This is a genomic window from Oleiharenicola sp. Vm1, assembly GCF_047777955.1.
Taxonomy (GTDB): Bacteria; Verrucomicrobiota; Verrucomicrobiia; order Opitutales; family Opitutaceae; genus Didemnitutus.
On sequence record NZ_CP180537.1, the window covers coordinates 2,346,848 to 2,367,881 of the forward strand.

Below are 21,034 nucleotides of genomic sequence, written 5' to 3' on the forward strand. Positions count from 1 at the left end.
GTCGGATCGGGCCAGGGATCTTCTTCGCTTCCCGGCCCACGGCGGGAGGCGAAGACGCGCGGCATTTACTCGCGCGACCGCGTTTCCACTGTCGCGGCATGGAACCATCCACGAATCCGAACCAGGCCCTTTGGGAAAAGGGCGATTTCACCGCCATCGCCGCCACGATGCGCGAATCCGGCGAAGCCTTCGTGCGCAGCCTCGGCGTGCGGCCGCCGCTGCGCGCCCTCGATCTGGGCTGCGGCGACGGCACCACCGCGCTGCCGCTGGCGCGGCTCGGCGCCGAGGTGCACGGCATCGACATCGCGCGCAACCTGGTCGAGGCGGGCAACCGCCGCGCCGTCACCGAGGACTCCCCGCGTGGTCTTCCGGCACGGCGATGCGTGCCAGCTGCACGGCGTGCCGGACCAGAGCTTCGACCTGACGCTGACGGTCTTCGGCGCGATGTTCGCCCCCAAGCCGCTCGAGGTCGCGCGGGAGATGGTGCGGGTGACGAAACCCGGCGGCCGGATCGTCATGGGCAACTGGATCCCGGGCGATCCCACCTCGTTCGTCTCCCAGTTGCTGCGCATCAGCGCGGCGTTCACCCCGCCGCCGCCGGAGGGCTTCATCAGCCCGATGCTGTGGGGCGTGGAAGCGCACATCGGGGAGCGCTTCGAACAAGCGGGCGTGCCGCGGGCCAGCATCACGACCGCGCGCGACACCTTCTACTTCCGCGCCGCCAACAAGTCGCCCGAGGAGTTCATCGACAGTTTCCGCCTCTACTACGGACCGACGATGAACGCCTACGCGGCGGCGGAGAAGGCGGGGCGCGCCGACGAGCTGCACCGCCTGCTGGTGGCCGAGGCGCGGGCGCACAACCGCTCCGAGAACGGCGGGACGCTGATCCCCGCGACGTTCCTGCGCGTCACGGTGCAGCTCTGATCTCCTCCCCGGCTGGGCGGCGCTGCCGCCGCCTAGTCGGCGTTGCGCTGGCGGACGATCTCCGCGGCGATCGCGGTGGCGAGGCGGGCGTTGTTCAGCACGAGCGCGATGTTCGCCTCGAGCGAGCGTCCTTGCGTCAGTTCGAAAATCCGCTGGAGCAGGAACGGCGTGACGGCCTTGGCCGCCACCTGGCGCTGCGCCGCCTCGGCCAGGGCCTGCTCGATGACGGGCGTGATGACCTCGCGCGGGATCTCCGCTGCGGGCGGGATGGGATTGGCCACGAGCTGCCCGCCGGAGAGTCCGAGGCGGCCACGCTGCAGGTGGGCCGCGGCGATCTCCGCCGCGCTGTCGAGCCGCAGCGGCGCGCGCAGGCCCGAGGAGCGCGACCAGAAGGCGGGGAACTCGTCCTGTCCGAACGCGATCACGGGCACGCCGAGGGTTTCCAGGACCTCGAGCGTCTTGGGCAGATCGAGGATGGCCTTCGCGCCCGCCGCCACGACGGTGACGGGCGTTTCCGCGAGTTCGCGGAGGTCCGCCGAGACGTCGAAGCTCAGCTCGGCGCCGCGGTGGACGCCGCCGACGCCGCCGGTGGCAAAGACCTCGATGCCGGCGCGACGCGCGCAGATCATGGTGGCGGCCACCGTGGTGGAGCCGGTGCGGCGGGCGGCGACGCAGAGGGCGAGGTCCGCACGCGAGAGCTTCATCACCGCCGGGGCTTGGGCGAGCTGCTCGAGCTGGGCGTCGGACAGGCCGATGAGAATCTCGCCCTCGAGCACAGCGATGGTGGCGGGTGTGCCGCCCGCCTCGCGCACCTGCGCCTCGACGCGGCGGGCGGTGGCGACGTTCTGCGGGTAGGGCATGCCGTGAGTGATGATCGTCGACTCCAGCGCGGCGATCGGACGGCCCGTGCGGCGCGCGGCTTGGACTTCCGGGGAGAATTTGACGAGGGGAGACATGCGGCGAATGGCCAATCAGAGGAAAGCATCGGCGGAAGCCAAGCCCATCGTCGCCTTAGGTGCCGGTTTCGCCGGCCACGTGCGCGCGCGCGGCCCGGAGGGCGGCGACGAGCGCGGTGCGGCGGTCGGCGCCCTGCCGCTCCGCCACGATATGGGCGGCGAGGAAGGCATCGCCCGCGCCGGTCACGCGGCTCACCGGGACCCGTTCGGGCGTGCCGACGAGGAAGTCCGCGTCGGCGCAACCGTCGCAGCATTCGCGGCCCCCGGCGGTGACGATCACCCGGCGCGCCCCGCAGGCGAGCAGTGCGGCCGCGGCCGCGCGGGCGTCGGCGAAGCGCGTGGCGCACAGCAGGCCAGCCTCCTCGAGGTTCAGGTAGAGCGTGGCCCGCGGGTGGGTGAGCAGCGGGCGCAGCCGTTCGGCCTTGCCGGGACTGGCCGGTGCGATGCGCAGGTCGGCGGCGGCGAAAGCGGCGAGCCGGCGATCTCCGCCAGCAGAGCGGCGGTCAGGTTGCCGTCGAGGGCGATCAGGCCCGCCCAGGGACGCTCGGCGCTGCCGAGGCGCCCGTCGGCGAGCGGTGCGAGGATGCGATCGCCCGCGGCTTCGAGCGAATGGGCATCCGCGATCGCGGCCACGAGGCCATGGCAGTCCTCGATGGCGAGGTAGCGGTCGGTCGGCAGCTCGGCCGAGCGGAAGACAAACGCCGTGTCGATGTCCAGCCGGGCGCAGGCGGCCAGCAATTCCGCGCCGGCGTCGTCGCGGCCGAGGGCCGTGAGCAGCGTGGGGCGCAGGCCGAGCCGGCGCAGTGTCACGGCGATGTTCATCGCCACGCCGCCGGGAACGCGGGAGACGCGTCCGGGAACGTCGCCGCCGCGCGCCACGGGCAGCGGGCTCTGGCCGATGATGTCCCAGAGGACGGAGCCGATGCAGAGGATATCGATGGCGGGACCGGGCATGGGCAGGGCAGAGACGAGCGGGGCTTCAGGTCCCCCAGGCGCAATCGCGCGGGACGCGAGCGTTTCGCGCCGCGGGGGCGGATCACGCCTCCGCGGAGCGCCGGCGTTTCGGAAGGTTGGCCGGCATCTCGAGCGTCGCGGGATTCCAGCCTTCGAGCTTCAGGACGTCTTCGAGACACTGCTCGAGCTCGCGGTGCGCCTGCTCGGCCGCAGCGGCGATCCGGCGGTGCACGGCGTGGTCGGTGTCGCTGGCGGTGAGGCAGTCCTGCTGATACCGGTGCAGCTCGCGCATCTGGCCGATGGCCTTGCACACCTGGGCGGGGCAGGCGCACTGGTAAATCATGGCCTGCTCGACGATCTTGTGCAGGGCCTCGCGAGGGTAACGCAGTTGCATGGCCCCAGTATCCAATTCACCCGGGAAAATGCTAGAGTGAAGTCGGCCCGGCGGAGCCGACGCCAACAATTGAGCCGCGCGGGAGCGCGATGGACCTGGGGAATGGCGGGGCATCACGCGCAACGACGGTGCGCGGCTGAGACCGTGGACGCGGTTGCGCGCTAGGGCGGGAGCTGGAGCGAACGCTTGATGACCGCGGTGGCCACGGAGACGCCGATCTCCTTGGCCACGTCGAGGGCGAACTTGCCGGCGGATTTCAAGGCGGCGACGACCTTGTTGGAGTCGGATGCCCGGGCGGCGATCTGGGCCTCGGCGACCTTGCCGGCGGCCAGGGTTTGCTCGGCGGTCTGGGCGCGGCTGAGGAGCGCGACGCGCAGCTGTTCGAGCTCCGTGGCGAGCTGGGCAAACTCGGCGGGAGCGAGCGCCAGGTTGACCTGCGTGACCGTGTTGCCGCTGACGGTGGCGTGCGGCCCGACGGAGAGCTGTTGCCCGCCGGAGATGTGGTAGGTGTCCATGGTGATCGTGCAGTTTTCGATGTAGGTGGTGACGCGCGTCAGAATCTGCCGGCGAATGTCGAGCGCGCGGATGGCGCCGATCAGGGTCGCGCTCTGCGTGACGCTGAGCGCGTAGAGCGCGCGGCGGACGTCCGGCAGCGCGTCCGGATCGAGGAAGGGAATCGCGGCATCGCTCGCGCCGTCGAGTTTCTGCAGCGCATCGATCAGGTATTGCTGCACGGTATCGGAAACCGGGCTGCGCGGCGGCACGACGAGGCGGTTCGTGGCGATGCTCTCGAGCACGAGACGGATGCATTCGTGCTGAGCGTGGAGACGAAGCAGGGCGATGCGGACGGCGCGGGCGCGCGGCAGGTCGGTGTGCGGAAAGGCATCGCTGCTCAGGCGGAGGACATACAGCGGCCACGCCGGTCCCTGGGGCGGCTGGAAGGACGACACGATCAGTTCATTGGGGCCGCGGTTGATGGGCGTCGTGCGGTGAAAGAACGGCCAAGGCGTCGGCAACTCCTCCGCCTGCGCCTCGATGCAGAGTGCGGGCCGCCCGGCGATCAGGCGGGCGGTCGTTTCCGGGGCACGGGGGCTCTGATGCCGGGTGGTCGCGCGCTCGAGGCGGGCGACGAGGTGAGGTCCGGCCCGGTCCAGTGTCGTGGCGTGAACGCCGTCCTCCAGGGGAATTCCCAGCCGGCTCTGGGTGATCGTCGAGAGCAGGACCTGCCAGTCGACGGTGGGCAGCGACGAGTTGCTGCGCCGCGGGAAGCTGAACCCGACCTCGATTTTCCCCAGCGCGAGACCGTCGCTGTAGAAGCGGCGGAACGCCACCTCGGCGCGGACGGTCGCGGGCGGATTTCCGCGGCGCCGGGCGGGAATCTTGAAGGTGCGCGGCAGGCCGGCGGCGAAGCGCACGCAGCCGGCGGCCTCGCAGTGCACGTCCTCGCCGATCCAGCCGGCCATGCCGCCGCGGCGCCGCTGCTTCACGCCGCCGACGCTGCGCACGAAATCGACGTCGGCCTGGGCGGCGGGCCATACCGGCCGCTCGATGCGGCCCTCGCCGCCAGGGATGAACGTGCGCAAATCCGCCAGCGGGAACTGGAGCGTCAGCAGCACCGCGAAAAGGGGCCCACCATCGACAAGCGACGGCAGGCGAGTCTTTGACCCGCACGACGGGAATCGAACCCGTGTGGGCGGCATGCCTGCCGCTGCTCGACCGCTAAGCCACGTGCGATTACTGTATTCATCAACACAGCAGTTACTCTGTGTATCCGGCCAGTCCGGTGCCAGCCGGCGACAAAAGGCTTATGCCGCCTGACGGGACGGGAGTCAAACGCTTAGCCGGACGAGGCGTGGCGCGCCGTCCGGCAACCTTCGTCCGCCGTCGCGGGACGCTGCTACCTGCGGGTCAGCGTTTGGGCGATGGCGTCGCGGACGGGTGTCGTGGGACGGCCGATCAGCCGGCGCAATTGGTGGGCGTCGTCGAAGAGCGCCCCTGCGCGGCGCCCGCATCCCAGCTGGCCAGACCGTGCGCGAGCGGCGGGGGCAGGCCGGCCTGCAGGAGAACCTTGGCGTAATCGGCTTCGGGAAGATTGACATACGGGATGGCTTGCCCGCTCTGACGCGAGAGCTCGGCGGCGAAATCTGCGAGCGTGTAGGCACTATCGCCGGCCAGCTCATAGGTATGATTGACCTGGGCGCCGCCGGTGAGAGCGACGACGGCGGCGGCGGCGTAATCCGCGCGCGCGGCCGACGCGATGCGGCCGGTGCCGGCGCTGCCGACGAAGGCGTGGTGCGCGAGGGCGGACGGCACGGAGGCGGTGTAGTTCTCGTGATACCAGCCGTTGCGAAGGATGACATGCGGCAGGCCGGACGCGCGGATGACCCGCTCGGTGGCCGCGTGCTCGGGGCCGAGGTTGAGCGGCGTGGTGTCGGCGCGCAGCAGGCTGGTGTAGACGAGGAGCTTGGCGCCGGCGCGACGGGCGGCTTCGACGACCTGGGTGTGCTGCTCGAGCCGGCGCCCGAAGTCCGTGCCGGAAATCAGCAGGACGCGCTCGACGCCGGCGAAGGCGCGGGCGAGAGCCGCGGGGTCGTCGTAGTCGGCGGCGCGAACGATCACGCCGCGGGCGGCGAAACCGGCGGCCTTGGCCGGGTTGCGGACGACCGCGACGATCTGGGACGCGGGGACTTTGAGGAGGAGCTGCTCGGCAACGAGCTGGCCGAGGTGGCCGGTGGCGGCGGTGATGGCGATCATGGTGAAGGGAAGCGGGACGAGAGGGCGGCCGGTTCCGGGCTTGCACCCAGGTTCAGAATCGGCCTTTGGTTACGAAAGAATACCGACAACGCGACTCCCGCACAAGAGGGGTCTTTTCCGTCACCAGGTTACCGCGCGGTAACCGTCCCACCATGCCCGCCGCACTCTCCCTTCCTCCCGTCGCCCCCGGCTCCGGCCACGAGACCCGCTGCCCGGTGCGCGACGTGCTCGACTGCATCGGCGACCGCTGGAGCCTGCTGACGCTGCTCGCCCTCCGCGACGGCACGCGGCGCTTCACCGAGCTGAGGCGCGCGATCGGCGACATCTCGCCGCGCATGCTGGCGCAGACGCTCCGCGCGCTCGAGCGCGACGGCTACGTCACGCGGGTGGTGCACGCTACCGTGCCGCCGAAGGTGGAATACACCCTGACGGATCTGGGTGAATCCCTGCTGGTGAAGCTCGAGCCGCTGATCCACTGGGCCAACGCGAACCACGCGCGCGTGCGGAAGGCGCGCAAGGCCTACGTGCCGCCGGTGGCCGCGCCGGCACTCTGAGCGCTACCGGGCGGGAGGCGCGGGCAGCGCGGCGAGCAGCTGCTCGAATTCGCGCTTGGCGCCAGCGTCGACGGCGAAACGCGCGCCCATGCGGGCGATCGCGGCGGCGATGTCGTAGGCGCCGATGCTCGCGTAGAGCCGGGCGCCTTGGAGGACGAGCGCGCTGTCGCGCGGGAAGGCCTTCAATCCCTCGTCGAGCACGGCGAGATTGGGCACCTTCGGCGGCGCGGCGCTCGCGGCCCAGGCATCGGCGGTCACGTGATAGGTCTCGGGAATGAGCGGCGGGTATTGGCGCGCCTCGAACACGGGGGCGAGCACGGCGGCGAGTTGCGCGGGGTCAAGCTTGCCGTCCGGTCCGGCGGGATGGGCGAGGGCGGCGTCGAGGCGGCGCCGGGCGAGGGTGGCATGGGCCGAGGGCCGGGCGACGTGCGCGGCGCAGGCGGCGTCGAGGAATTTCGCGGCGCGATCGGCGTGTCCCGCGGCCGCTTCGGTGGCCGCGAGGCCCGCGAGCAGCGCAGGATCGCGGCTGCCGCGAAGGTAAGCGTCGCGGTAGGTCTGCGCGGCAGCGGGGAGGTTGCCGGCGAGACGCTGGGCGTCGCCGAGCAGCACGCCGATCTGCGTCGGGCTGGCGTCGGCGAGTTCGATGCTCTTCGGGTCGAAGCGGTCGCCGGGTTTGATGTCGTAGGTCTGGTAGCGGTGCTTGAGGAAGCGGAGGTAGGCGCGCAGCTCCTCCTCCATCTGGGCGTAGCCGACTTTGAAGCAGTCGCGGAAGAGCGCCTCGCTCAGCGACTCGCGGCCCAGGCGGCCGACAAATTGCACCAGTGCGTCGCGATGCCGCAGGTTTTCGCCGAACAGGCAGAAATGCACGAAGAGGTAGGCCTGCTTCGCCCAGAGGTTGTTGCCGAGCGGAGTGCGGGCCGCGGGCGAATCGGCGGTGGTGGCGAAAAACTCCCCGAGCGGGAGCAGCTTGCGGTGGCGGAGCACGACGTTGAACGGTTGCTCGCCGACGATGGCGGTGGAGTTGGCGGACGCATCGGTGTCGTCGGTTCCGGTGCCGCTGCCGCCGGTCGCGCTGCCCTTGAAGGTGTCGATCTTGCCGTAGATCAGCCAGCGGTCGGTCACCTCGGCGTCCATGACGATCTGGGCGAGGCCTTCGGCCATCCAGGCGGGCGGGCGGGTCTCGGTCTGGTTGAGGAGGGAGAAGATGTATTCGCGGGAGAGGAGCTGGGCGTGGTCGACGTCCAGTTCCACGCTGGTCGCGCCGGTGGCGGAGAGGGTGCTGGCATCGTCGATCAGCAGGCGCTCGGCGGCGAGGTTGACGGCGATGGCCAGCGCTTCGCGGTCGCGCAGCAGGCGGCTGGGCATCGCGTCCGGCGTGGCGTTGGCGTCGGCGGGGTGAAGGAGGCGAATTCTCCGGGGCGCGCGCAGAGGATCAGGGTCGAGCTGGCCAGCGGTTTGGGCGGCGCGGGCCAGAGCAGCGCGAGCGCCTGCTGGAATTTCTGGAAGTCGGCGAGCAGCTTGCGCGTGCGCGCCTCCGTGGTGCTGGAGAGCACCTCGAAGCGACCGACGCGGCCGTAGTGCCAGGGCGGGGCCTCGGGCAGGGCGCGGCTGTCGGTGACCTTGAATTCGGGCAACTCGACGGTCTTGCCTTCAACCTTGAGTTCCTCGGCGGCGCGACCGAGAAGCGCGAGGAAAGCGACGGTGGCGAGGCCGACGACGGGACCGAGGCGGATGTTCATGCGGGGGCGGGGTTCGTGGGATTGAACCCGTCGTCCGCCCGGGCGGCAATCCGGGAACGTGTCAGTCGTTGCGCAGGGCGACGAGCGGATCGACCCGGGCGGCGCGGCGGGCGGGCAGCACGCACGCGGCGAGCGCCACGCCGCCGAGCAGGAGCACGACGGTGGCGAAGATCAGGGGATCGTAGGCGGAGCCGCGGAAGAGCAGCTGCTGGAGCAGGCGGGCGGTCGCGAGGGCGCCGGCGAGGCCGAAGGCCAGGCCGAGGGCGACGAGGGCGCCGCCTTCGCGCAGGACGAGGCGCAGCACGTCGCCCGGGTTGGCTCCGAGCGCGGTGCGGATGCCGAACTCGCGCGTGCGCTGGGCCACGCTGTAGGCGACGAGGCCGTAGAGGCCGATGCCGGAGAGGACGAGCGCCAGGGCGGCGAACACGCCGAACAAGGTGAGGTAGAGGCGTGGCTGCGTGGCGGTGCGGCGGACGACCTGATCCATCGGCACGACGTCGGAGACGGGGATGTCGGGGTCGACGCGCCAGAGCGCTTCCTGGACGGATTTGGCGAGAGTGGCGGGCGGAAGCGAGGTGCGCACCATCAGCGTGGCGAAGGCCGTGGGGCGCTGGCTGAGCGCGCGGTAGACCTGCAGCGGCGTCGCGGACGTGAGTCCGGTGCGGGCGATGTCGCCGACGACGCCCACGATCTCGAAGCGGACGGCGTTGGTCGGATCGGGAGTGAGTTCGCGGCCGACGGGATTCTCCTCGCCGAAGAAGCGGCGGGCGGTCGACTCGCTGATCACGACGACGGGTTTGGCGCCGGGCACGTCCGCGTCATTGAACCAGCGGCCGGCGCGCAGCGGGGTGCCCATGGTCTTGAAATAGTCGCGGCTGACCGAGTCGTAGAACACCTGGGGCAGGTTGCCCGCGGGCGCGACGCCCTCGCGCGGCACGGGCTGGAGCGTGATCGGGATGCCCCAGCGGAACGGGGAGGTTTGGGTGTAGGCGGCGCTTTGCACGCCCGGCACAGCGGCGACTTCGGCGAGCGTGCGGCGGTAGTAATCGGCGCGCTTCTCGGCGCTGTCGTAGCGCTTTTCGGAGGGCGTGAGGGTGAGGGACAGCACGCGCGACGCCTCGATGCCCGCATCCCGGTTGAGGATGCGGTGCAGATTGCGGCCGAGGAGTCCGGCGCCGACCAGCAGCACGAGGGCGAGGGCGATCTCCGCCACGACGAGCGCGGAGCGGAGGCGCTGGGCGGAGGCGCCCGAGGCGCTGTGGGCGTCCTTCAGCGCGTCCTGGGCGTCGATGCGGGTCGCCGTCACGGCCGGGGCGAGGCCGAAGGCCAGACCATTCACCAAAGTCAGCGTGAGGGTGGCGAGCAGGACGGGCGTGTTCAGCGCGATCTCGTCGCTGCGAGGCAGCCAGCCGTCGCCGACGGTGGCGAGCAGGCCGGCAAGGCCCCAGTTGGCGAGCAAGACGCCGCCGATGCCGCCGGCGAGCGCGAGGAGGAGGCTCTCGGTGAGCAGCTGGGCGCTCAGCTGGGCGCGGGTGGCGCCGAGCGCGACGCGGATGGCGAGCTCCTTGCGGCGGCTGGCGGCGCGGACGAGGCAAAGTCCCGCGAGGTTGGCGCAGGTGATGAGCATCACGCAACCGACGGCGCCGAGGATGATGAGTAGCGCCTCGCGGTAGTCGCCGACGACGAGGCCCTGCAGATCGGCGGCCTGCATCGTCCAGTCGCGGTAGTGGTCGGGAAATTGTCGCTCCAGCTGCGCGCCGAGCGCGGCGAGTTCCGCCGAGGCGCTGGCGACGGTGGCGCCGGGCGCGAGGCGGGCAAAGGTGCTCCAGTAGCGCTGCGAACGGTTCGTGAGGGTGTCGCCGCCGAGCGGCATCGGCATCCAGAGGGAGCCGTTGCCCCAGGGATCGTTGAAGGTCTTCGGCATGATCCCGATGACGGTCGTCGGCGTGTCATCCATCAGGATCGTGCGGCCGATGAGGTCGCGCCGGCCGCCGTATTGCGTCTGCCACAGCTGCTCGCCGAGGACGACCACCGGTGCGGCGCCCGGGCGGCACTCGTCGGGATTCCAGGTGCGGCCGAGGAGCGGGGCGACGTTGAAGACCTTGAAGTAGTCGGCGGTGGCCTGCACGCCCGTGACTAGCGCGGGCGTGCCGCTGCCCGTGAGATTCACGTAGTAGTAGGTCTGCGACGCGGAGGCGGTGAGCGCGTGAACCTGCGTGCGGACGTCGCTGGCGGTGGCGGGGGCGAGCGTGGAGACGCCCTGCCGCGGATGGACGGCCTGGACCTGGACGAGGCGGCGGGCGTCGTCGTAGCGCAGCGGCGAGAGCAGCAGCGCATGCACGACGGAAAAGACGGCGGTGGAGGCGCCGATGCCGAGGGCCAGGATGAGGACGGCGATCGCGGCGAAGCCCGGGTGCTTGGCGAAGCCGCGGCCGGCGATGCGGAGGTGCGAAAACATGGTGACGGGCTCAGTCGTTACGCAGCGCGACGAGCGGGTCGATGCGGCTGGCGCGGTGGGCGGGCAGCCAGCAGGCGAACGCGGCGACGAGCACGAGGAAGAGCGAGACCCCGGCGAAGACGGCCGGGTCGGTCGCGCTCACCTCGTAGAGCTGGGCACTCATCAGGCGGGTGAGCAGGAGGGAGATGGCCACGCCCAGCGCCAGCCCGAGCAGCGTGAGGCGGAGGCCTTCGCGCAGGACCAGGCCGACGATTGCGGAGCGCGAAGCGCCAAGCGCCATGCGCACGCCGATCTCCGCCGTGCGCTGGGCGACGGAGTAGGCGATGACGCCGTAGATGCCGAGCGCGGCGAGCACGAGCGCGAGGGCGGCGAAGCCGCCGACCAGGCCCATGACGAGGCGGCGGTCCGAGATGGATTGCGCCATCAGACTCTCCAGCGGCTGGATCTGGTCGACCGGAATGCCGCGGTCGAGGGAGTGGATCGCGGCGCGGATCTCGTCGCGCAGGCTGGCAGCCGGCCGCGTCGAGCGGACGACGAAGCTGAAGAAGCCGTCGCCGAGCTGCGCCTCCGGGTAATAGAGCGCGTCGCCGGCGACCTGGTCGAGGCCGAGCGCGCGGACCTCGCCGACGACGCCGACGATCTCGCGCGGGATCGAACCGAGGCCGGTGATCAGGCGCCGGCCGAGGGGATTCTCGCCGTGGGGGAAGAGCCGCTTGGCGGTGGATTCGCTGATGAGGAGAACGTTGGTCCGGTCGGTGCGGTCGCGCCAATCGAAGTCACGACCCTGCTTGACGGCGATGCCCATGGCGGCGAAGTAGCCGGGCAGGGTGTTGCTGCGGATCGCGAGCTTGCGCTCGTTGACCGGCGGCAGCGCCTCGCCCTCGAGGGCGAACGGCGAGCGGGTGTTGCCGCCGGCGACGACGGGGAGATTGTTGATGCCGGAGACGGCGGTGACGCCGGGGATCGCGCCCAGCCGCTGGACGAGCTGCTCGTAGAAGGCGGTCTGCGCGTCCGCGTCGGGATACTGCGCCGGCGAGAGCTGGACGTTGAAGGTGGTGACCTGGGCGGCGTCGAAGCCCGGGGAGACGCCCTGCAGACGGACGAAGCTGCGCAGCAGCAGTGCGGCGCCAATGAGAAGCACGAGGAAAGGGCGACCTCGCCGACGAAGAGGCCGGCGCGCAGGCGGTTGGCGGCGCGGCCGCCGGTGTTGCCGCGCGTGGCGTCCTTGAGCGTCTCGTTCACGTCCGCCTGCGAGGCCTGCCAGGCCGGGAGGAAGCCCATGCCGAGCCCGGTAAGGAGCGAGAGCAGCACGGCGAAGCCCAGCACCGGTGCATCGACGGAGATCTCCTGGGCGCGCGGGATGAAATCGGCGGCGACGCGGGCGAGCGAGTCGACGGCCCAGATCGCCAGGAGCGATCCGGCGACGCCGGCGGCGAGGGCGACCAGCGTGCTCTCGGTGAGGAATTGCGCGACGATGCTGCGGCGCGTGGCGCCGAGCGCGGCGCGGATGGCGATCTCCTTGCGGCGCGAGGCGAGGCGGACGAGGAAGAGGTTGGCGACGTTGGCGCAGGCGATCAGCAGCACGAAGCCGACGGCGGCGAGGAGCACGAAGAACGTCGGCCGCTGTCCGCCGACGAGGTCGGCCTGCAGGGAGCGGGCGAAGATGCCGCCGTTGGCGTCGACCTTCTCGGGGTGGGCGGCGCCGTAGGTGGCGGCGGCGCGCTTGAGCTGGGCGTCGAGCGTCTCGAGCGTGGCGCCGGGCTTGAGGCGGCCGTGGACGAGGAGGTAGCCGGAGCCTTGGAGCATGAGTTCGCGCGGGAGGCCCTCGAGCTCGAAGGGCTTGGCGGCGAAGACGTCGATGCCGCTGAAGGGGAAACCGAACCGGTCGGGCAAAATGCCGACGATCGTGTGCGGGACGTTGTTGAGGGTGAGCGTCTGGCCGATGGCGTTCGGCGCGCGGTTGAACTGGCGCTGCCAGAAGCCGGCGCTGATCAGCACGACGGGGGCGCCGCCGGAGCGGTCCTCCTCGGCGAGGAAATTGCGGCCGCGCTGCGGCTGGATGCCGAGCACGGGGAAGAAGTTCTGCGAGACGCGGGCGGCGTTGACCTGGAGCGCGTCGCCGCGGCCGGTGAGGGTGAAGGCGGTGCCCGTGAAGGCGGAGAGCGACTCGACGGCGTCGAGGTTGTCGCGGAAGTGCTCGTAGCGCGGGTAGGAGAGGTTGGCCTGGTCGAGGCCGCGGTCGGCGAAGGCGCCCCAGACGCGCACGAGGCGCGACGGCTCGGCGAAGGCGAGCGGGCGGAGGAAGAGGGTGTTGATCGCGGAGTAGATCGCGACGTTCGCGCCGATGCCGAGGGCGAGCGTGAGGAGCGCGACGGTGGTGAAGCCGGGGGACTTCGCGAGCGAGCGGAGCGCGAGGCGGAGATTCGTGGTCATGAGGGCGGGCGGGGAACGCGAAAACCGGCGCCCGGGGAAGGGCGCTGCTACCGGGAAGAGAAGGAGCGCGGCGCGACGCGCCGCCTCGCGAAGAAAAAACAAAAGCGGAGGGCGCCGGGGGATCGCCGACGCCTCGAGAGCCCGACCACTGAGAAGGGCCGTTCGAGGCGGGGCGAAAATGCGTGGGGGGGCGCCGCTCCGCTTGGGTGAGCTACGAACTGAAGCTCAGTGGGTCGGATCGGACTCGACCTGCTCCTCGACGACGCGGCCGTCGAAGACGTGGATCGTGCGCTCGGAGTGGCGGGCGAAACGGGCGTCGTGCGTGACCATCACGATCGTCGAGCCGGCCTTGTGGAGATTGTGCAGGAGCTCCATGACGGCGTCGCCGTTCTTGGAGTCGAGGTTACCGGTCGGTTCGTCGGCGAGGAGCACGGCGGGCGAACCGGCGAGGGCGCGGGCGACCGCGACGCGCTGCTGTTGACCGCCCGAGAGCTGCGAGGGGAGGTGCTTGGCGCGGTGGCCCATGCCGACCTTCTCGAGCGCCTCGGTGACGCGCTGCTTGCGCTCGGCGGCGGGCATGCCGCGGTAGGTGAGCGGGAGCTCGACGTTCTCGTAGACCGTGAGGTCGCCGATGAGGTTGAACGACTGGAAAATGAAGCCGATCTCGCGGTTGCGGATGCGGGCGCGCTCCGGGAGCGTGAGGCCGTGGACGGGGCGGCTGTTGAGGTAGTAGGTGCCGTCGGTCGGCGTGTCGAGCAGGCCGAGGATGGAGAGGAGCGTCGACTTGCCGCAGCCGGAGGGGCCGGCGATGGAGACGAACTCACCTTTGAAGATCTCCATGTGGATGCCGGAGAGGGCGTGCGTCTCGACCTCGTCGGTCAGGAAGACCTTGGTGACGCCCTCGAGTTTGATCAGCGATGTGTTTTCAGTGGTCATGTGGGGAATTGCGCGTGGCAGTGGGGAGGGAAACACGCGAAGCGTGCGTTGGGTTACAGAAATTTCAGGCGGTCGCGTCGCCATCGGTGGCGATGACGACGCTGAGCAGGGAAAGGACGACGAGGGCGGCGAGCATGGGACCGGTGAGGGGAGAGCGTCGCACGAGGGCGGATTAGTTCAGGCGGATGCGGTCGTTGGCGTCCCACTGCGACATGTCGGAGAGGATGACGCGGTCGCCGGGCTGGAGGCCGCTGACGATCTCGATGGTGTTGACCGAGCTGCGGCCGAGCTGCACCTGGGTGCGGACGGCGTCGTTGCTGGCGGGGTCGAGCTTGAAGATGCCGACGGTGCTGCGTTCCTGGCCGAAGGCCGGGCGGCCGACGTAGACGACGTCGTTGAGGCGTTCGAGCTCGATCGTGCCGTCGACCGAGAGGTCGGGGCGGGCGCCGCGGGGGAGCTGGCCCTCGATGCGGACGTCGACGAGGACGGTGCCGTTCTGCACGGCGGGATCGATGCGCGAGACCTTGCCCTCGACGACGCCGTTGCGGGTATCGATGGAGGCGAGCTGGCCGATGGCGATGTCCTTGGCCTGGGTTTCGGCGATGCGGACCTCGGCCTTGAGCTTGGTCGGGTCGGCGACACGGGCGAGGTTGGTGCCGGGCTGGACCTGGGCGCCGACCTCGACCGGGAGGGCGGAGAGGACGCCGCTCATGGAGGAGCGGACCTTGAGCGCGTCGAGTTCCTCGGCGCGGAGCTTGGCGAGGAGCGGAGGCGCTCGACCTCGGCCTGCTGCACGGCGAGCTGCGGGGCGATCGACTCCTTGGCGAAGGCGAAGCGCTTTTGCTCGATGGCGTTGGTGTTGGCGGCCTGGGCGGCGGTGGCCTGCGTGAGGCGGAGCTCGAGCTCGGAAACCAGGCCGTCCTTGAACAGCTGCTCGCGGACCTCGGCCTGGAGCTTGCTGGTCTCGTAGTCGGACTTGGCGCGAGCGGCCGTGGATTCGGACTGGAGCAGCTGGGATTCGAGCTGCACGCGGAGGTTGGAGAGCTGGGCCTCGGCGGCGCGGAGCTGCGAGTCGGCGTTGGCAGCGGCGGAGACGACGTCGGGGTTGGTCAGCTCGAGGATGAGGGTGCCGGGCTCAACGACCGCGCCGGGGCGGAGGATGATCTTGTCGACGCGGCCCTGGGTGCGGGCGGCGATCCAGCGGATTTCCTCCGGCACCAGCGTGCCGAGGCCGCGAACCTGGCGGACCATCGGGCCGCGCTTGACGGTGTCGATCCACACGAGGTTGCGTTCGACCGTCGGGGCGGCGGGCTTGAGACGGGCGAGGACGACGGTGATGCCGATCAGCACCACACCGGCGATCGCTCCGTAAATGATGCGCTTTTTGCGCTTCTCCTTGGCGGCGTTGGGGCGGGGAATATCCATTGCGAAGTTCGGGAAATCTGCCGCCCTATCGCACCGCACGTGCCAAGTTCGGCGGAAGGTTTAAGGCGCTGGGGAGCAATCGAATACGAATTCGACTCGATGCGCGCGCGGGTGGCCGGAAGTCGAAGGCGGGATGTGGCTGTCCCGAAAACGGGAAACTGCCGCGGGCGCGGTCCGTCAGGCCGGCAGGCGCAGGCGAGCGACGCAGCCGGTGGTGTCCGGGCGATTCTCGAGCGTGAGCGAGCCGCCGTGGTTCTCGGCGATCTGGCGGCAGAGAACCAGGCCGATGCCGGAGCCGGACGGCTTCGTGGTGAAGAACGGCACGAAAAGATTCTGGGAGTTGGCGATGCCCGGGCCGTCATCCTCGACGAAGACCTCGATCGCGCCGGGCAGCGCGCGCCAGCCGGTGCGGACGCAGCACGTCGGTTGTCCGGGCTGGCCGGCCTCGGGCTGCGCTTCGACGGCGTTTTTGATCAGGTTGATGAACACCTGCTCGAGCTGCGCGGCGTCGGCGTTGAGCACGACCTCCGGTCCCTCGACGACCTGGACGCTCGTGCGGGTCTCGAGCGAGGCGACGCGGCGGAGCAGCGGCCCGAGCTGCACGGGCAGCTTCGTGGGCGGCGGGAGCTTCGCCAGCCGCGCATAGGACTGCATGAAGCGGTTGAGGCCCTCGGCGCGCGCCTCGATGATCTCGAGGCCGCCGCGCATGTCGTCCTCCCAGTCGGGTGCGCGCTTGTCGCGGCGCAGCATGGCGCCCAGCGAGCCGGCGATGGACTTGATCGGGGCGAGCGAGTTGTTGAGTTCGTGGCCGATGACGCGGACGAGGCGCTGCCAGGCCTTCAGCTCTTCCTCGCGCAGCGGCTGGCTGAGGTCGGCGATGACGAGCAGCGAATGGGGCAGGCCGCCTTCGCGGAACATGGTGCGGCGCATGCCCCAGCGGCCGGCGCCCCCGGGGAAGGTGCGGTTGAGCACGCGCGTCGGCTCGCCGGTCAGGCAGTCCGCCATGTCCATGTCGCTGGCGGCGCGGCCGAGGATGCGCTCGGCCGGCTGGCCGAGCAGCTCCTGGCCGGCGCGGTTGACGAGGCGCAGCGTCTCGTTGCCGTCGAAGGCGAAGATGGCGACGTCGATCTCCTCCATGACGGTGCGGAGGAGCGCCGTGGCCTCGAGGGCGCCGAGGCGCTGTTCCTGGAGGACGCCGCCGAGGAGGTTGATCTCGGACATGACGTCGCCCAGCGGTTCGTCGCGGTTGGCGCCGCGGGCGCGGGTGGAGAAGTCCCCCTCGCGCAGGGCGGTGAGGAGGTTCGCCATCGTTTGCAGCGGGCGCATGACGATTTCGCGCACCGCGAGGGCATAGCCGATCCAGAAGCCGACGATGATGAGGCCGAAGGTCCACTGCTTCTTCGCGTCCATCTCGATGTCGCGATCGACCATCAGCCAGACGGCGATGAGCACCGCGGGCAGGCCGGAGAGCAGCGTGTAGACGAGCACGCGGTTCTCGTGGGCGAGGCGGGATTTTTTCGGGGGAGCCATCGGCGCTCAGTCGAGCAGACGCCGCCTCAGAGTCCGTAGCGTTCGAGGCGGCGGTAGAAGGCGCTGCGGCTGAGGCCGAGCTGTTCGGCGGCCTTGCGGGCGTTGCCGTCGCAGCGGGCGAGGGTCTTCTTGATGAGGAAGCCCTCGACCTCCTCGAGGCTCATGTCCTCGAGCCGCGGAGCGGCCTGGCCGGCGTTGAGGCCGAGGTCGGGGCCGCGCACGACCTTGCCCTGGGCCATGAGGACGCCGCGCTCGACGGCGTGGTCGAGCTCGCGGACGTTGCCCGGCCAGGCGTAGTCGCGCATGGCCTCGAGCGCGCTGTCGTCGAAGCCGGTGATCGGCTTCCGGTAGCGCTCGACGTGTCCCTTGAGGAAGTGCTGGGCGAGCAGGGCGATGTCCTCGCGGCGCTCGCGCAGCGGCGGGAGGTGGATGTGAATCGTGTTGAGCCGGAAGAGGAGGTCCTGGCGGAACTTGCCGGCGGCGACCTCGGCCTGGAGGTCGGCGTTCGTCGCGGAGATGAGGCGGACGTTGACGCGGTAGGTGCGGGAGGAGCCGACGCGCTCGAGCTCGCCGGTCTCGAGCACGCGCAGGATCTTCGCCTGCTGGCTCATCGGGATGTTGCCGATTTCGTCGAGGAAGAGGGTGCCGCCGTCGGCCAGCTCGAAGCGGCCGGCGCGGTCGGTCTTGGCGTCGGTGAACGCGCCGCGGACGTGGCCGAAGAGCTCGCTCTCGAACACGCCCTCGGGCAGGCCGCCCATGTTGACAGAGATGAACGGCTTGCCGGCGCGGACGGAGACGGCGTGCAGGGCCTGGGCGACGACGCCCTTGCCGGTGCCGTTTTCGCCGGTGATGAGGATGTTCGCGTCGGACGGGCCGACGCGCGAGATGACCTCGAGCACCGGGCGCATGGCGGGCGACTGGGCGATGAGGTTCGGGCCGCCCTTGCCGCGGAGAATCTGGTTTTCCTGCTCGAGGCGCTGGTAGGCCCGGACGGCGCTGGCCAGCTCGATCTGGTTCTTGACGATCGCGATGAGGCGCGGGTTGTCCCAGGGCTTGGTGATGAAATCCTTCGCGCCGCGGCGCATGGCCTCGACGGCGACCTCGACGCTGGCCCAGGCGGTCATGACGACGACCGGCAGGGTGGAGTCGGCCTGCTGGAGCTTGGCGAGGAGATCGAGGCCTTCCTGGCCCGAAGTCGTGTCGCGCGCGTAGTTGAGGTCGATGAGCGCGAGCGCGTAGTCGCGCTGTTCGACCGCCTTCATGACCGAGCCCGGCGACTTGGCGGTGTCGATAAGATAGCCCTCGGCCTTCAGGAGGAGGCGGAGGGCTTCAAGGACGTCGGGCTGGTCGTCCGCAACGAGGATGCGGTGGGGCGCGGGATCGTTGGCTGCCATTTTTCTGAAAGTGACTCGCGGCGCCTCGAAAGAGTCAAGAGCCCGCTGCCCGTGTGCCGGCGCTCGCGCACGGCGGGCCGGGAAGCGCGCGGTCGCGGGACCGCGCGCGCGGGATCAGGCGGCGACGCGTTCGACGATGGCGGAGCGGCGGCGGATGCCGTAGGCTTGGCTGCGCTTGCCGGTGGGCAGCTCGACGCGGGCGAGCGGCGCCTTGACGGTGAGCGGGCGGACGTTGCGCGTGTAGTCGGCGATCGTGATGCCCACGATGGCGAGGCTGGCGGCGGCGGCGAAGACGATCTCGCCGGGGACGTTCGCGAGGAACGCGGCGTTGGAGAGCTTGGCCACGACGGAGCCGGCGGTCGCGGCGGCGAGGATGATGGAGAGCGTGGTTTTCATGGGAGAATCAGTGGATTGTTGTCCCCCTCATTGCACCGCGCGTGCCAACGGTCGTCCGGTGCCGTTAAGCGCTCTGGCCTCAAGCAGATAAAAACTCGGCGCGAATTTCCGCCGCGGCGCACAGGGTCGATTCGAGCCGATTTTCCGGCGCGGGCGGGATGCGCCGTTCCCGCGAGTGGGACGGCGCGACCTAGGCGAGCGGCCAGGGGCGAATCACTCGTAGCGCAGCGCCTCGATCGGATCGAGCTCGGCGGCCTTGCGCGCCGGATAGAAGCCGAAGAAGACGCCGATGGCCGCGCTGAACGCGAACGAGCCGATCACCGCGCTGCTCGAAACGAGGACGGGCCAGCCGTTGAGCTTCGAGATGAGCTGCGAGCTGCCGACGCCGAGCAGGATGCCGAGGATGCCGCCCATCATGGAGAGGATGATCGCCTCGGTCAGAAACTGCAGCAGCACGTCGCGGCCGTGCGCGCCGACGGCGAGGCGGATGCCGATCTCGCGGGTGCGCTCGGTGACGGAGACGAGCATGATGTTCATGATGCCGATGCCGCCGACGATGAGCGAGACGCCGGCGATGGCGCCGAGGAGCACGGTCATGGTCCGCGTCGTGGCGGTGGCCGCCTCGGCGAGTTCCTGCTGGTTGCGGACCGTGAAGTCGGGGTCGCGGCCGTTGCGGCGCTGCTGGAGGAGATCGGTGATGTCCTGCTGGATGCGCGCCATCTGATCGGCGCTCGCGGCCTGGATGGTGATCGAGTTGAGGTAGGGCCGGCGAGCGATGCGCTTGAGATGGCTGGTGTAGGGGACGATCACGACGTCGTCCTGGTCCTGGCCGAAGAAGTTGAAGCCCTTGGGCGCGAGCACGCCGACGACCTTGAAGGGAATGTTGCGGATGCGGAGGGTCTGGCCGATCGGGTCGTCACCCTGGAAGAGCTGGTCGGCGACGGTCTTGCCGATGACGCAGACCTTGGCGCCGCTGCGCACGTCGCTGTCGCCGAACATGGTCCCCTCGGCGACGTTCCAGAGGCGGATGTCGAGGTAGCTGACGTCCTCGCCCTGGACGGTGGTGCTCCAGTTCTGGCCGTTGGCGAGGATCTGCGAGCGATCGCGCATGTCCGGGCTGAGGTTGGCGACGCCGGCGACCTCATTGCGGATGGCCATGGCGTCCTCGACCGTGAGGGTGCTGGCGCTGCCGAAGCCGCCGCGCACGCCGCCCTGGGTGAAATTGCCGGGGAAGACCGAGATGATGTTCTGGCCGAGGCTGGCGATCTGGCCCTCGACCTGCGACTTCGCGCCGTTGCCGATGCTGACCATCGCGATGACAGCGCCGACGCCGATGATGATGCCGAGCGCGGTGAGGACGGAGCGCAGGAGGTTGCGGCGCAGCGCGCGCAGGGCGACGGTGATGGTGTTGAGCAGGCGCATGGTCAGTCCGTCAGTTTGGCGGCGGCCTCGGCTTCCTGGATCCGGCGCAGCTCCTCCGTGGCGATCAGGCGGTTCGTCACCGGCACGTCGCTGACGAGGCGGCCGTCGCGCATGATCAGGTTGCGCTTGCAGTAGTGGGCGATGTCGAGCTCGTGCGTGACCATCACGATGGTGATGCCCTGTTCGTTGAGTTTCTGGAACACGCCCATGATCTCGACGGAGGTCTTGGAGTCGAGGTTGCCGGTCGGCTCGTCGGCGAGGAGGATCTGCGGATCGTTGATCAGCGCGCGGGCGATGGCCACGCGCTGCTGCTGGCCGCCGGAGAGCTGGCTGGGGAAGTGGTCCGCGCGCTGGCCGAGGCCGACGAGCTCGAGGTTCCGCTGCGCGCGCTCGCGCATCTCGCGCGACGTGAGTTTGCGGGCGCCGTAGAGCATCGGGAGCTCGACGTTCTCGAGCGCGGTGGTGCGGGACAGGAGGTTGAAGCCCTGGAAGACGAAGCCGAGCTTCTGGTTCCGGATGTCGGCGAGCTGGTTCTTCTCCAGCCCGGAAACGTCCGTGCCGTCGAGCAGGTAGCGGCCCTTGGTCGGCCGGTCGAGGCAGCCGAGCAGGTTCATCAGCGTGGACTTGCCGGAGCCGGACGCGCCCATGACGGCGACGAAGTCGCCCTTGTGGATCTCCAGCGTCACGCCGCGGACGGCGTGGACGGGCACTTCGCCCGAGTTGTAGATCTTGTGGATCTCCTCGAGATGAACGACGGCGGGCATG

Annotated in this window: 16 protein-coding genes, 1 tRNA gene and 4 pseudogenes; 2 read left to right on the forward strand and 19 right to left on the reverse strand. The window is 70.3% G+C overall.

Annotated elements, in window-relative coordinates; translation table 11 throughout:
* The first annotated feature begins 98 nt into the window (after window positions 1-98).
* Window positions 99-924: pseudogene (locus ACMYLB_RS11525) on the forward strand (class I SAM-dependent methyltransferase).
* 32 nt (window positions 925-956) lie between these two features.
* Here the strand turns inward: ACMYLB_RS11525 and ACMYLB_RS11530 are convergent.
* From ACMYLB_RS11530 to ACMYLB_RS11555, 6 genes and pseudogenes are all read right to left on the reverse strand, one after another.
* On the reverse strand, window positions 957-1,880 hold the full coding sequence (locus ACMYLB_RS11530) for a pseudouridine-5'-phosphate glycosidase (RefSeq protein ID WP_415907155.1): 924 nt from the start codon (window positions 1,878-1,880) through the stop codon (window positions 957-959).
* 55 nt (window positions 1,881-1,935) lie between these two features.
* Window positions 1,936-2,834 (reverse strand): annotated as a pseudogene (locus ACMYLB_RS11535) (PfkB family carbohydrate kinase).
* An 82-nt stretch (window positions 2,835-2,916) separates the two neighbouring features.
* Window positions 2,917-3,228 carry a hypothetical protein gene (locus ACMYLB_RS11540; RefSeq protein ID WP_415907156.1) on the reverse strand — a complete coding sequence of 104 codons (312 nt, stop codon included), beginning with the start codon at window positions 3,226-3,228 and terminating at the stop codon, window positions 2,917-2,919.
* A gap of 161 nt (window positions 3,229-3,389) precedes the next feature.
* Window positions 3,390-4,844: a hypothetical protein gene (locus tag ACMYLB_RS11545; protein ID WP_415907157.1), complete on the reverse strand. Its 1,455-nt coding sequence runs from the start codon at window positions 4,842-4,844 to the stop codon at window positions 3,390-3,392.
* A 48-nt stretch (window positions 4,845-4,892) separates the two neighbouring features.
* Window positions 4,893-4,962: transfer RNA gene (locus tag ACMYLB_RS11550), tRNA-OTHER, on the reverse strand.
* A 163-nt stretch (window positions 4,963-5,125) separates the two neighbouring features.
* Window positions 5,126-5,982, reverse strand: a pseudogene (locus tag ACMYLB_RS11555) (SDR family oxidoreductase).
* Between the two features lie 152 nt (window positions 5,983-6,134).
* On the opposite strand from ACMYLB_RS11555, the gene ACMYLB_RS11560 reads away from it, so the two are divergent.
* Window positions 6,135-6,536, forward strand: coding sequence for a winged helix-turn-helix transcriptional regulator (locus tag ACMYLB_RS11560; RefSeq protein WP_415907158.1), 402 nt, complete (start codon window positions 6,135-6,137; stop codon window positions 6,534-6,536).
* Between the two features lie 3 nt (window positions 6,537-6,539).
* Here ACMYLB_RS11560 and ACMYLB_RS11565 read toward each other — a convergent pair whose 3' ends face one another.
* The 13 genes and pseudogenes from ACMYLB_RS11565 to ACMYLB_RS11625 all read right to left on the reverse strand — a co-directional run bounded on the left by ACMYLB_RS11565 (window position 6,540) and on the right by ACMYLB_RS11625 (window position 21,033).
* Window positions 6,540-7,901 carry a hypothetical protein gene (locus ACMYLB_RS11565; RefSeq protein ID WP_415907159.1) on the reverse strand — a complete coding sequence of 454 codons (1,362 nt, stop codon included), beginning with the start codon at window positions 7,899-7,901 and terminating at the stop codon, window positions 6,540-6,542.
* Window positions 7,829-8,275, reverse strand: a complete 447-nt coding sequence (locus ACMYLB_RS11570; RefSeq protein ID WP_415907160.1) for a hypothetical protein — start codon at window positions 8,273-8,275, stop codon at window positions 7,829-7,831. The genes ACMYLB_RS11565 and ACMYLB_RS11570 overlap by 73 nt, the downstream gene beginning before the upstream one ends.
* A 61-nt stretch (window positions 8,276-8,336) precedes the next feature.
* Window positions 8,337-10,733, reverse strand: coding sequence for an ABC transporter permease (locus ACMYLB_RS11575; protein ID WP_415907161.1), 2,397 nt, complete (start codon window positions 10,731-10,733; stop codon window positions 8,337-8,339).
* 10 nt (window positions 10,734-10,743) lie between these two features.
* Window positions 10,744-11,874 carry an FtsX-like permease family protein gene (locus ACMYLB_RS11580; RefSeq protein ID WP_415907162.1) on the reverse strand — a complete coding sequence of 377 codons (1,131 nt, stop codon included), beginning with the start codon at window positions 11,872-11,874 and terminating at the stop codon, window positions 10,744-10,746.
* Between the two features lie 167 nt (window positions 11,875-12,041).
* A pseudogene (locus ACMYLB_RS11585) lies at window positions 12,042-13,166 on the reverse strand (ABC transporter permease); the annotation flags it as partial.
* Window positions 13,167-13,391: 225 nt separating this feature from the next.
* Complete coding sequence (locus ACMYLB_RS11590; protein WP_415907163.1) at window positions 13,392-14,102, reverse strand: ABC transporter ATP-binding protein; 711 nt, start codon at window positions 14,100-14,102, stop codon at window positions 13,392-13,394.
* A 172-nt stretch (window positions 14,103-14,274) separates the two neighbouring features.
* The gene (locus ACMYLB_RS11595) at window positions 14,275-14,814 is read right to left on the reverse strand and encodes an efflux RND transporter periplasmic adaptor subunit (protein ID WP_415907164.1); all 540 of its coding nucleotides are present in this window, start codon (window positions 14,812-14,814) and stop codon (window positions 14,275-14,277) included.
* On the reverse strand, window positions 14,811-15,527 hold the full coding sequence (locus ACMYLB_RS11600; protein WP_415907165.1) for a hypothetical protein: 717 nt from the start codon (window positions 15,525-15,527) through the stop codon (window positions 14,811-14,813). The genes ACMYLB_RS11595 and ACMYLB_RS11600 overlap by 4 nt, the downstream gene beginning before the upstream one ends.
* A 177-nt stretch (window positions 15,528-15,704) precedes the next feature.
* Window positions 15,705-17,057 (reverse strand): sensor histidine kinase, encoded by a 1,353-nt coding sequence (locus ACMYLB_RS11605; RefSeq protein WP_415907166.1) that lies wholly within the window; start codon window positions 17,055-17,057, stop codon window positions 15,705-15,707.
* A 26-nt stretch (window positions 17,058-17,083) separates the two neighbouring features.
* Window positions 17,084-18,451: a sigma-54-dependent transcriptional regulator gene (locus tag ACMYLB_RS11610; protein WP_415907167.1), complete on the reverse strand. Its 1,368-nt coding sequence runs from the start codon at window positions 18,449-18,451 to the stop codon at window positions 17,084-17,086.
* A gap of 114 nt (window positions 18,452-18,565) precedes the next feature.
* On the reverse strand, window positions 18,566-18,847 hold the full coding sequence (locus ACMYLB_RS11615; RefSeq protein WP_415907168.1) for a hypothetical protein: 282 nt from the start codon (window positions 18,845-18,847) through the stop codon (window positions 18,566-18,568).
* A gap of 213 nt (window positions 18,848-19,060) precedes the next feature.
* Window positions 19,061-20,269 carry an ABC transporter permease gene (locus ACMYLB_RS11620; RefSeq protein WP_415907169.1) on the reverse strand — a complete coding sequence of 403 codons (1,209 nt, stop codon included), beginning with the start codon at window positions 20,267-20,269 and terminating at the stop codon, window positions 19,061-19,063.
* Window positions 20,270-20,271: 2 nt separating this feature from the next.
* Window positions 20,272-21,033 carry an ABC transporter ATP-binding protein gene (locus ACMYLB_RS11625; protein ID WP_415907170.1) on the reverse strand — a complete coding sequence of 254 codons (762 nt, stop codon included), beginning with the start codon at window positions 21,031-21,033 and terminating at the stop codon, window positions 20,272-20,274.
* Window position 21,034: the final 1 nt, after the last annotated feature.

Excerpts from the sequence above, each read along its gene's own strand:
- ACMYLB_RS11605 (WP_415907166.1), bottom strand. The coding sequence starts at position 17,057 with ATGGCTCCCCCGAAAAAATCCCGCCTCGCCCACGAGAACCGCGTGCTC.
- ACMYLB_RS11560 (WP_415907158.1), top strand. The coding sequence starts at position 6,135 with ATGCCCGCCGCACTCTCCCTTCCTCCCGTCGCCCCCGGCTCCGGCCAC.
- ACMYLB_RS11575 (WP_415907161.1), bottom strand. The coding sequence starts at position 10,733 with ATGTTTTCGCACCTCCGCATCGCCGGCCGCGGCTTCGCCAAGCACCCG.
- ACMYLB_RS11565 (WP_415907159.1), bottom strand. The coding sequence starts at position 7,901 with ATGCCCAGCCGCCTGCTGCGCGACCGCGAAGCGCTGGCCATCGCCGTC.
- ACMYLB_RS11570 (WP_415907160.1), bottom strand. The coding sequence starts at position 8,275 with ATGAACATCCGCCTCGGTCCCGTCGTCGGCCTCGCCACCGTCGCTTTC.
- ACMYLB_RS11620 (WP_415907169.1), bottom strand. The coding sequence starts at position 20,269 with ATGCGCCTGCTCAACACCATCACCGTCGCCCTGCGCGCGCTGCGCCGC.
- ACMYLB_RS11600 (WP_415907165.1), bottom strand. The coding sequence starts at position 15,527 with ATGGATATTCCCCGCCCCAACGCCGCCAAGGAGAAGCGCAAAAAGCGC.
- ACMYLB_RS11540 (WP_415907156.1), bottom strand. The coding sequence starts at position 3,228 with ATGCAACTGCGTTACCCTCGCGAGGCCCTGCACAAGATCGTCGAGCAG.
- ACMYLB_RS11590 (WP_415907163.1), bottom strand. The coding sequence starts at position 14,102 with ATGACCACTGAAAACACATCGCTGATCAAACTCGAGGGCGTCACCAAG.
- ACMYLB_RS11530 (WP_415907155.1), bottom strand. The coding sequence starts at position 1,880 with ATGTCTCCCCTCGTCAAATTCTCCCCGGAAGTCCAAGCCGCGCGCCGC.
- ACMYLB_RS11595 (WP_415907164.1), bottom strand. The coding sequence starts at position 14,814 with ATGAGCGGCGTCCTCTCCGCCCTCCCGGTCGAGGTCGGCGCCCAGGTC.
- ACMYLB_RS11615 (WP_415907168.1), bottom strand. The coding sequence starts at position 18,847 with ATGAAAACCACGCTCTCCATCATCCTCGCCGCCGCGACCGCCGGCTCC.
- ACMYLB_RS11610 (WP_415907167.1), bottom strand. The coding sequence starts at position 18,451 with ATGGCAGCCAACGATCCCGCGCCCCACCGCATCCTCGTTGCGGACGAC.
- ACMYLB_RS11625 (WP_415907170.1), bottom strand. The coding sequence starts at position 21,033 with ATGCCCGCCGTCGTTCATCTCGAGGAGATCCACAAGATCTACAACTCG.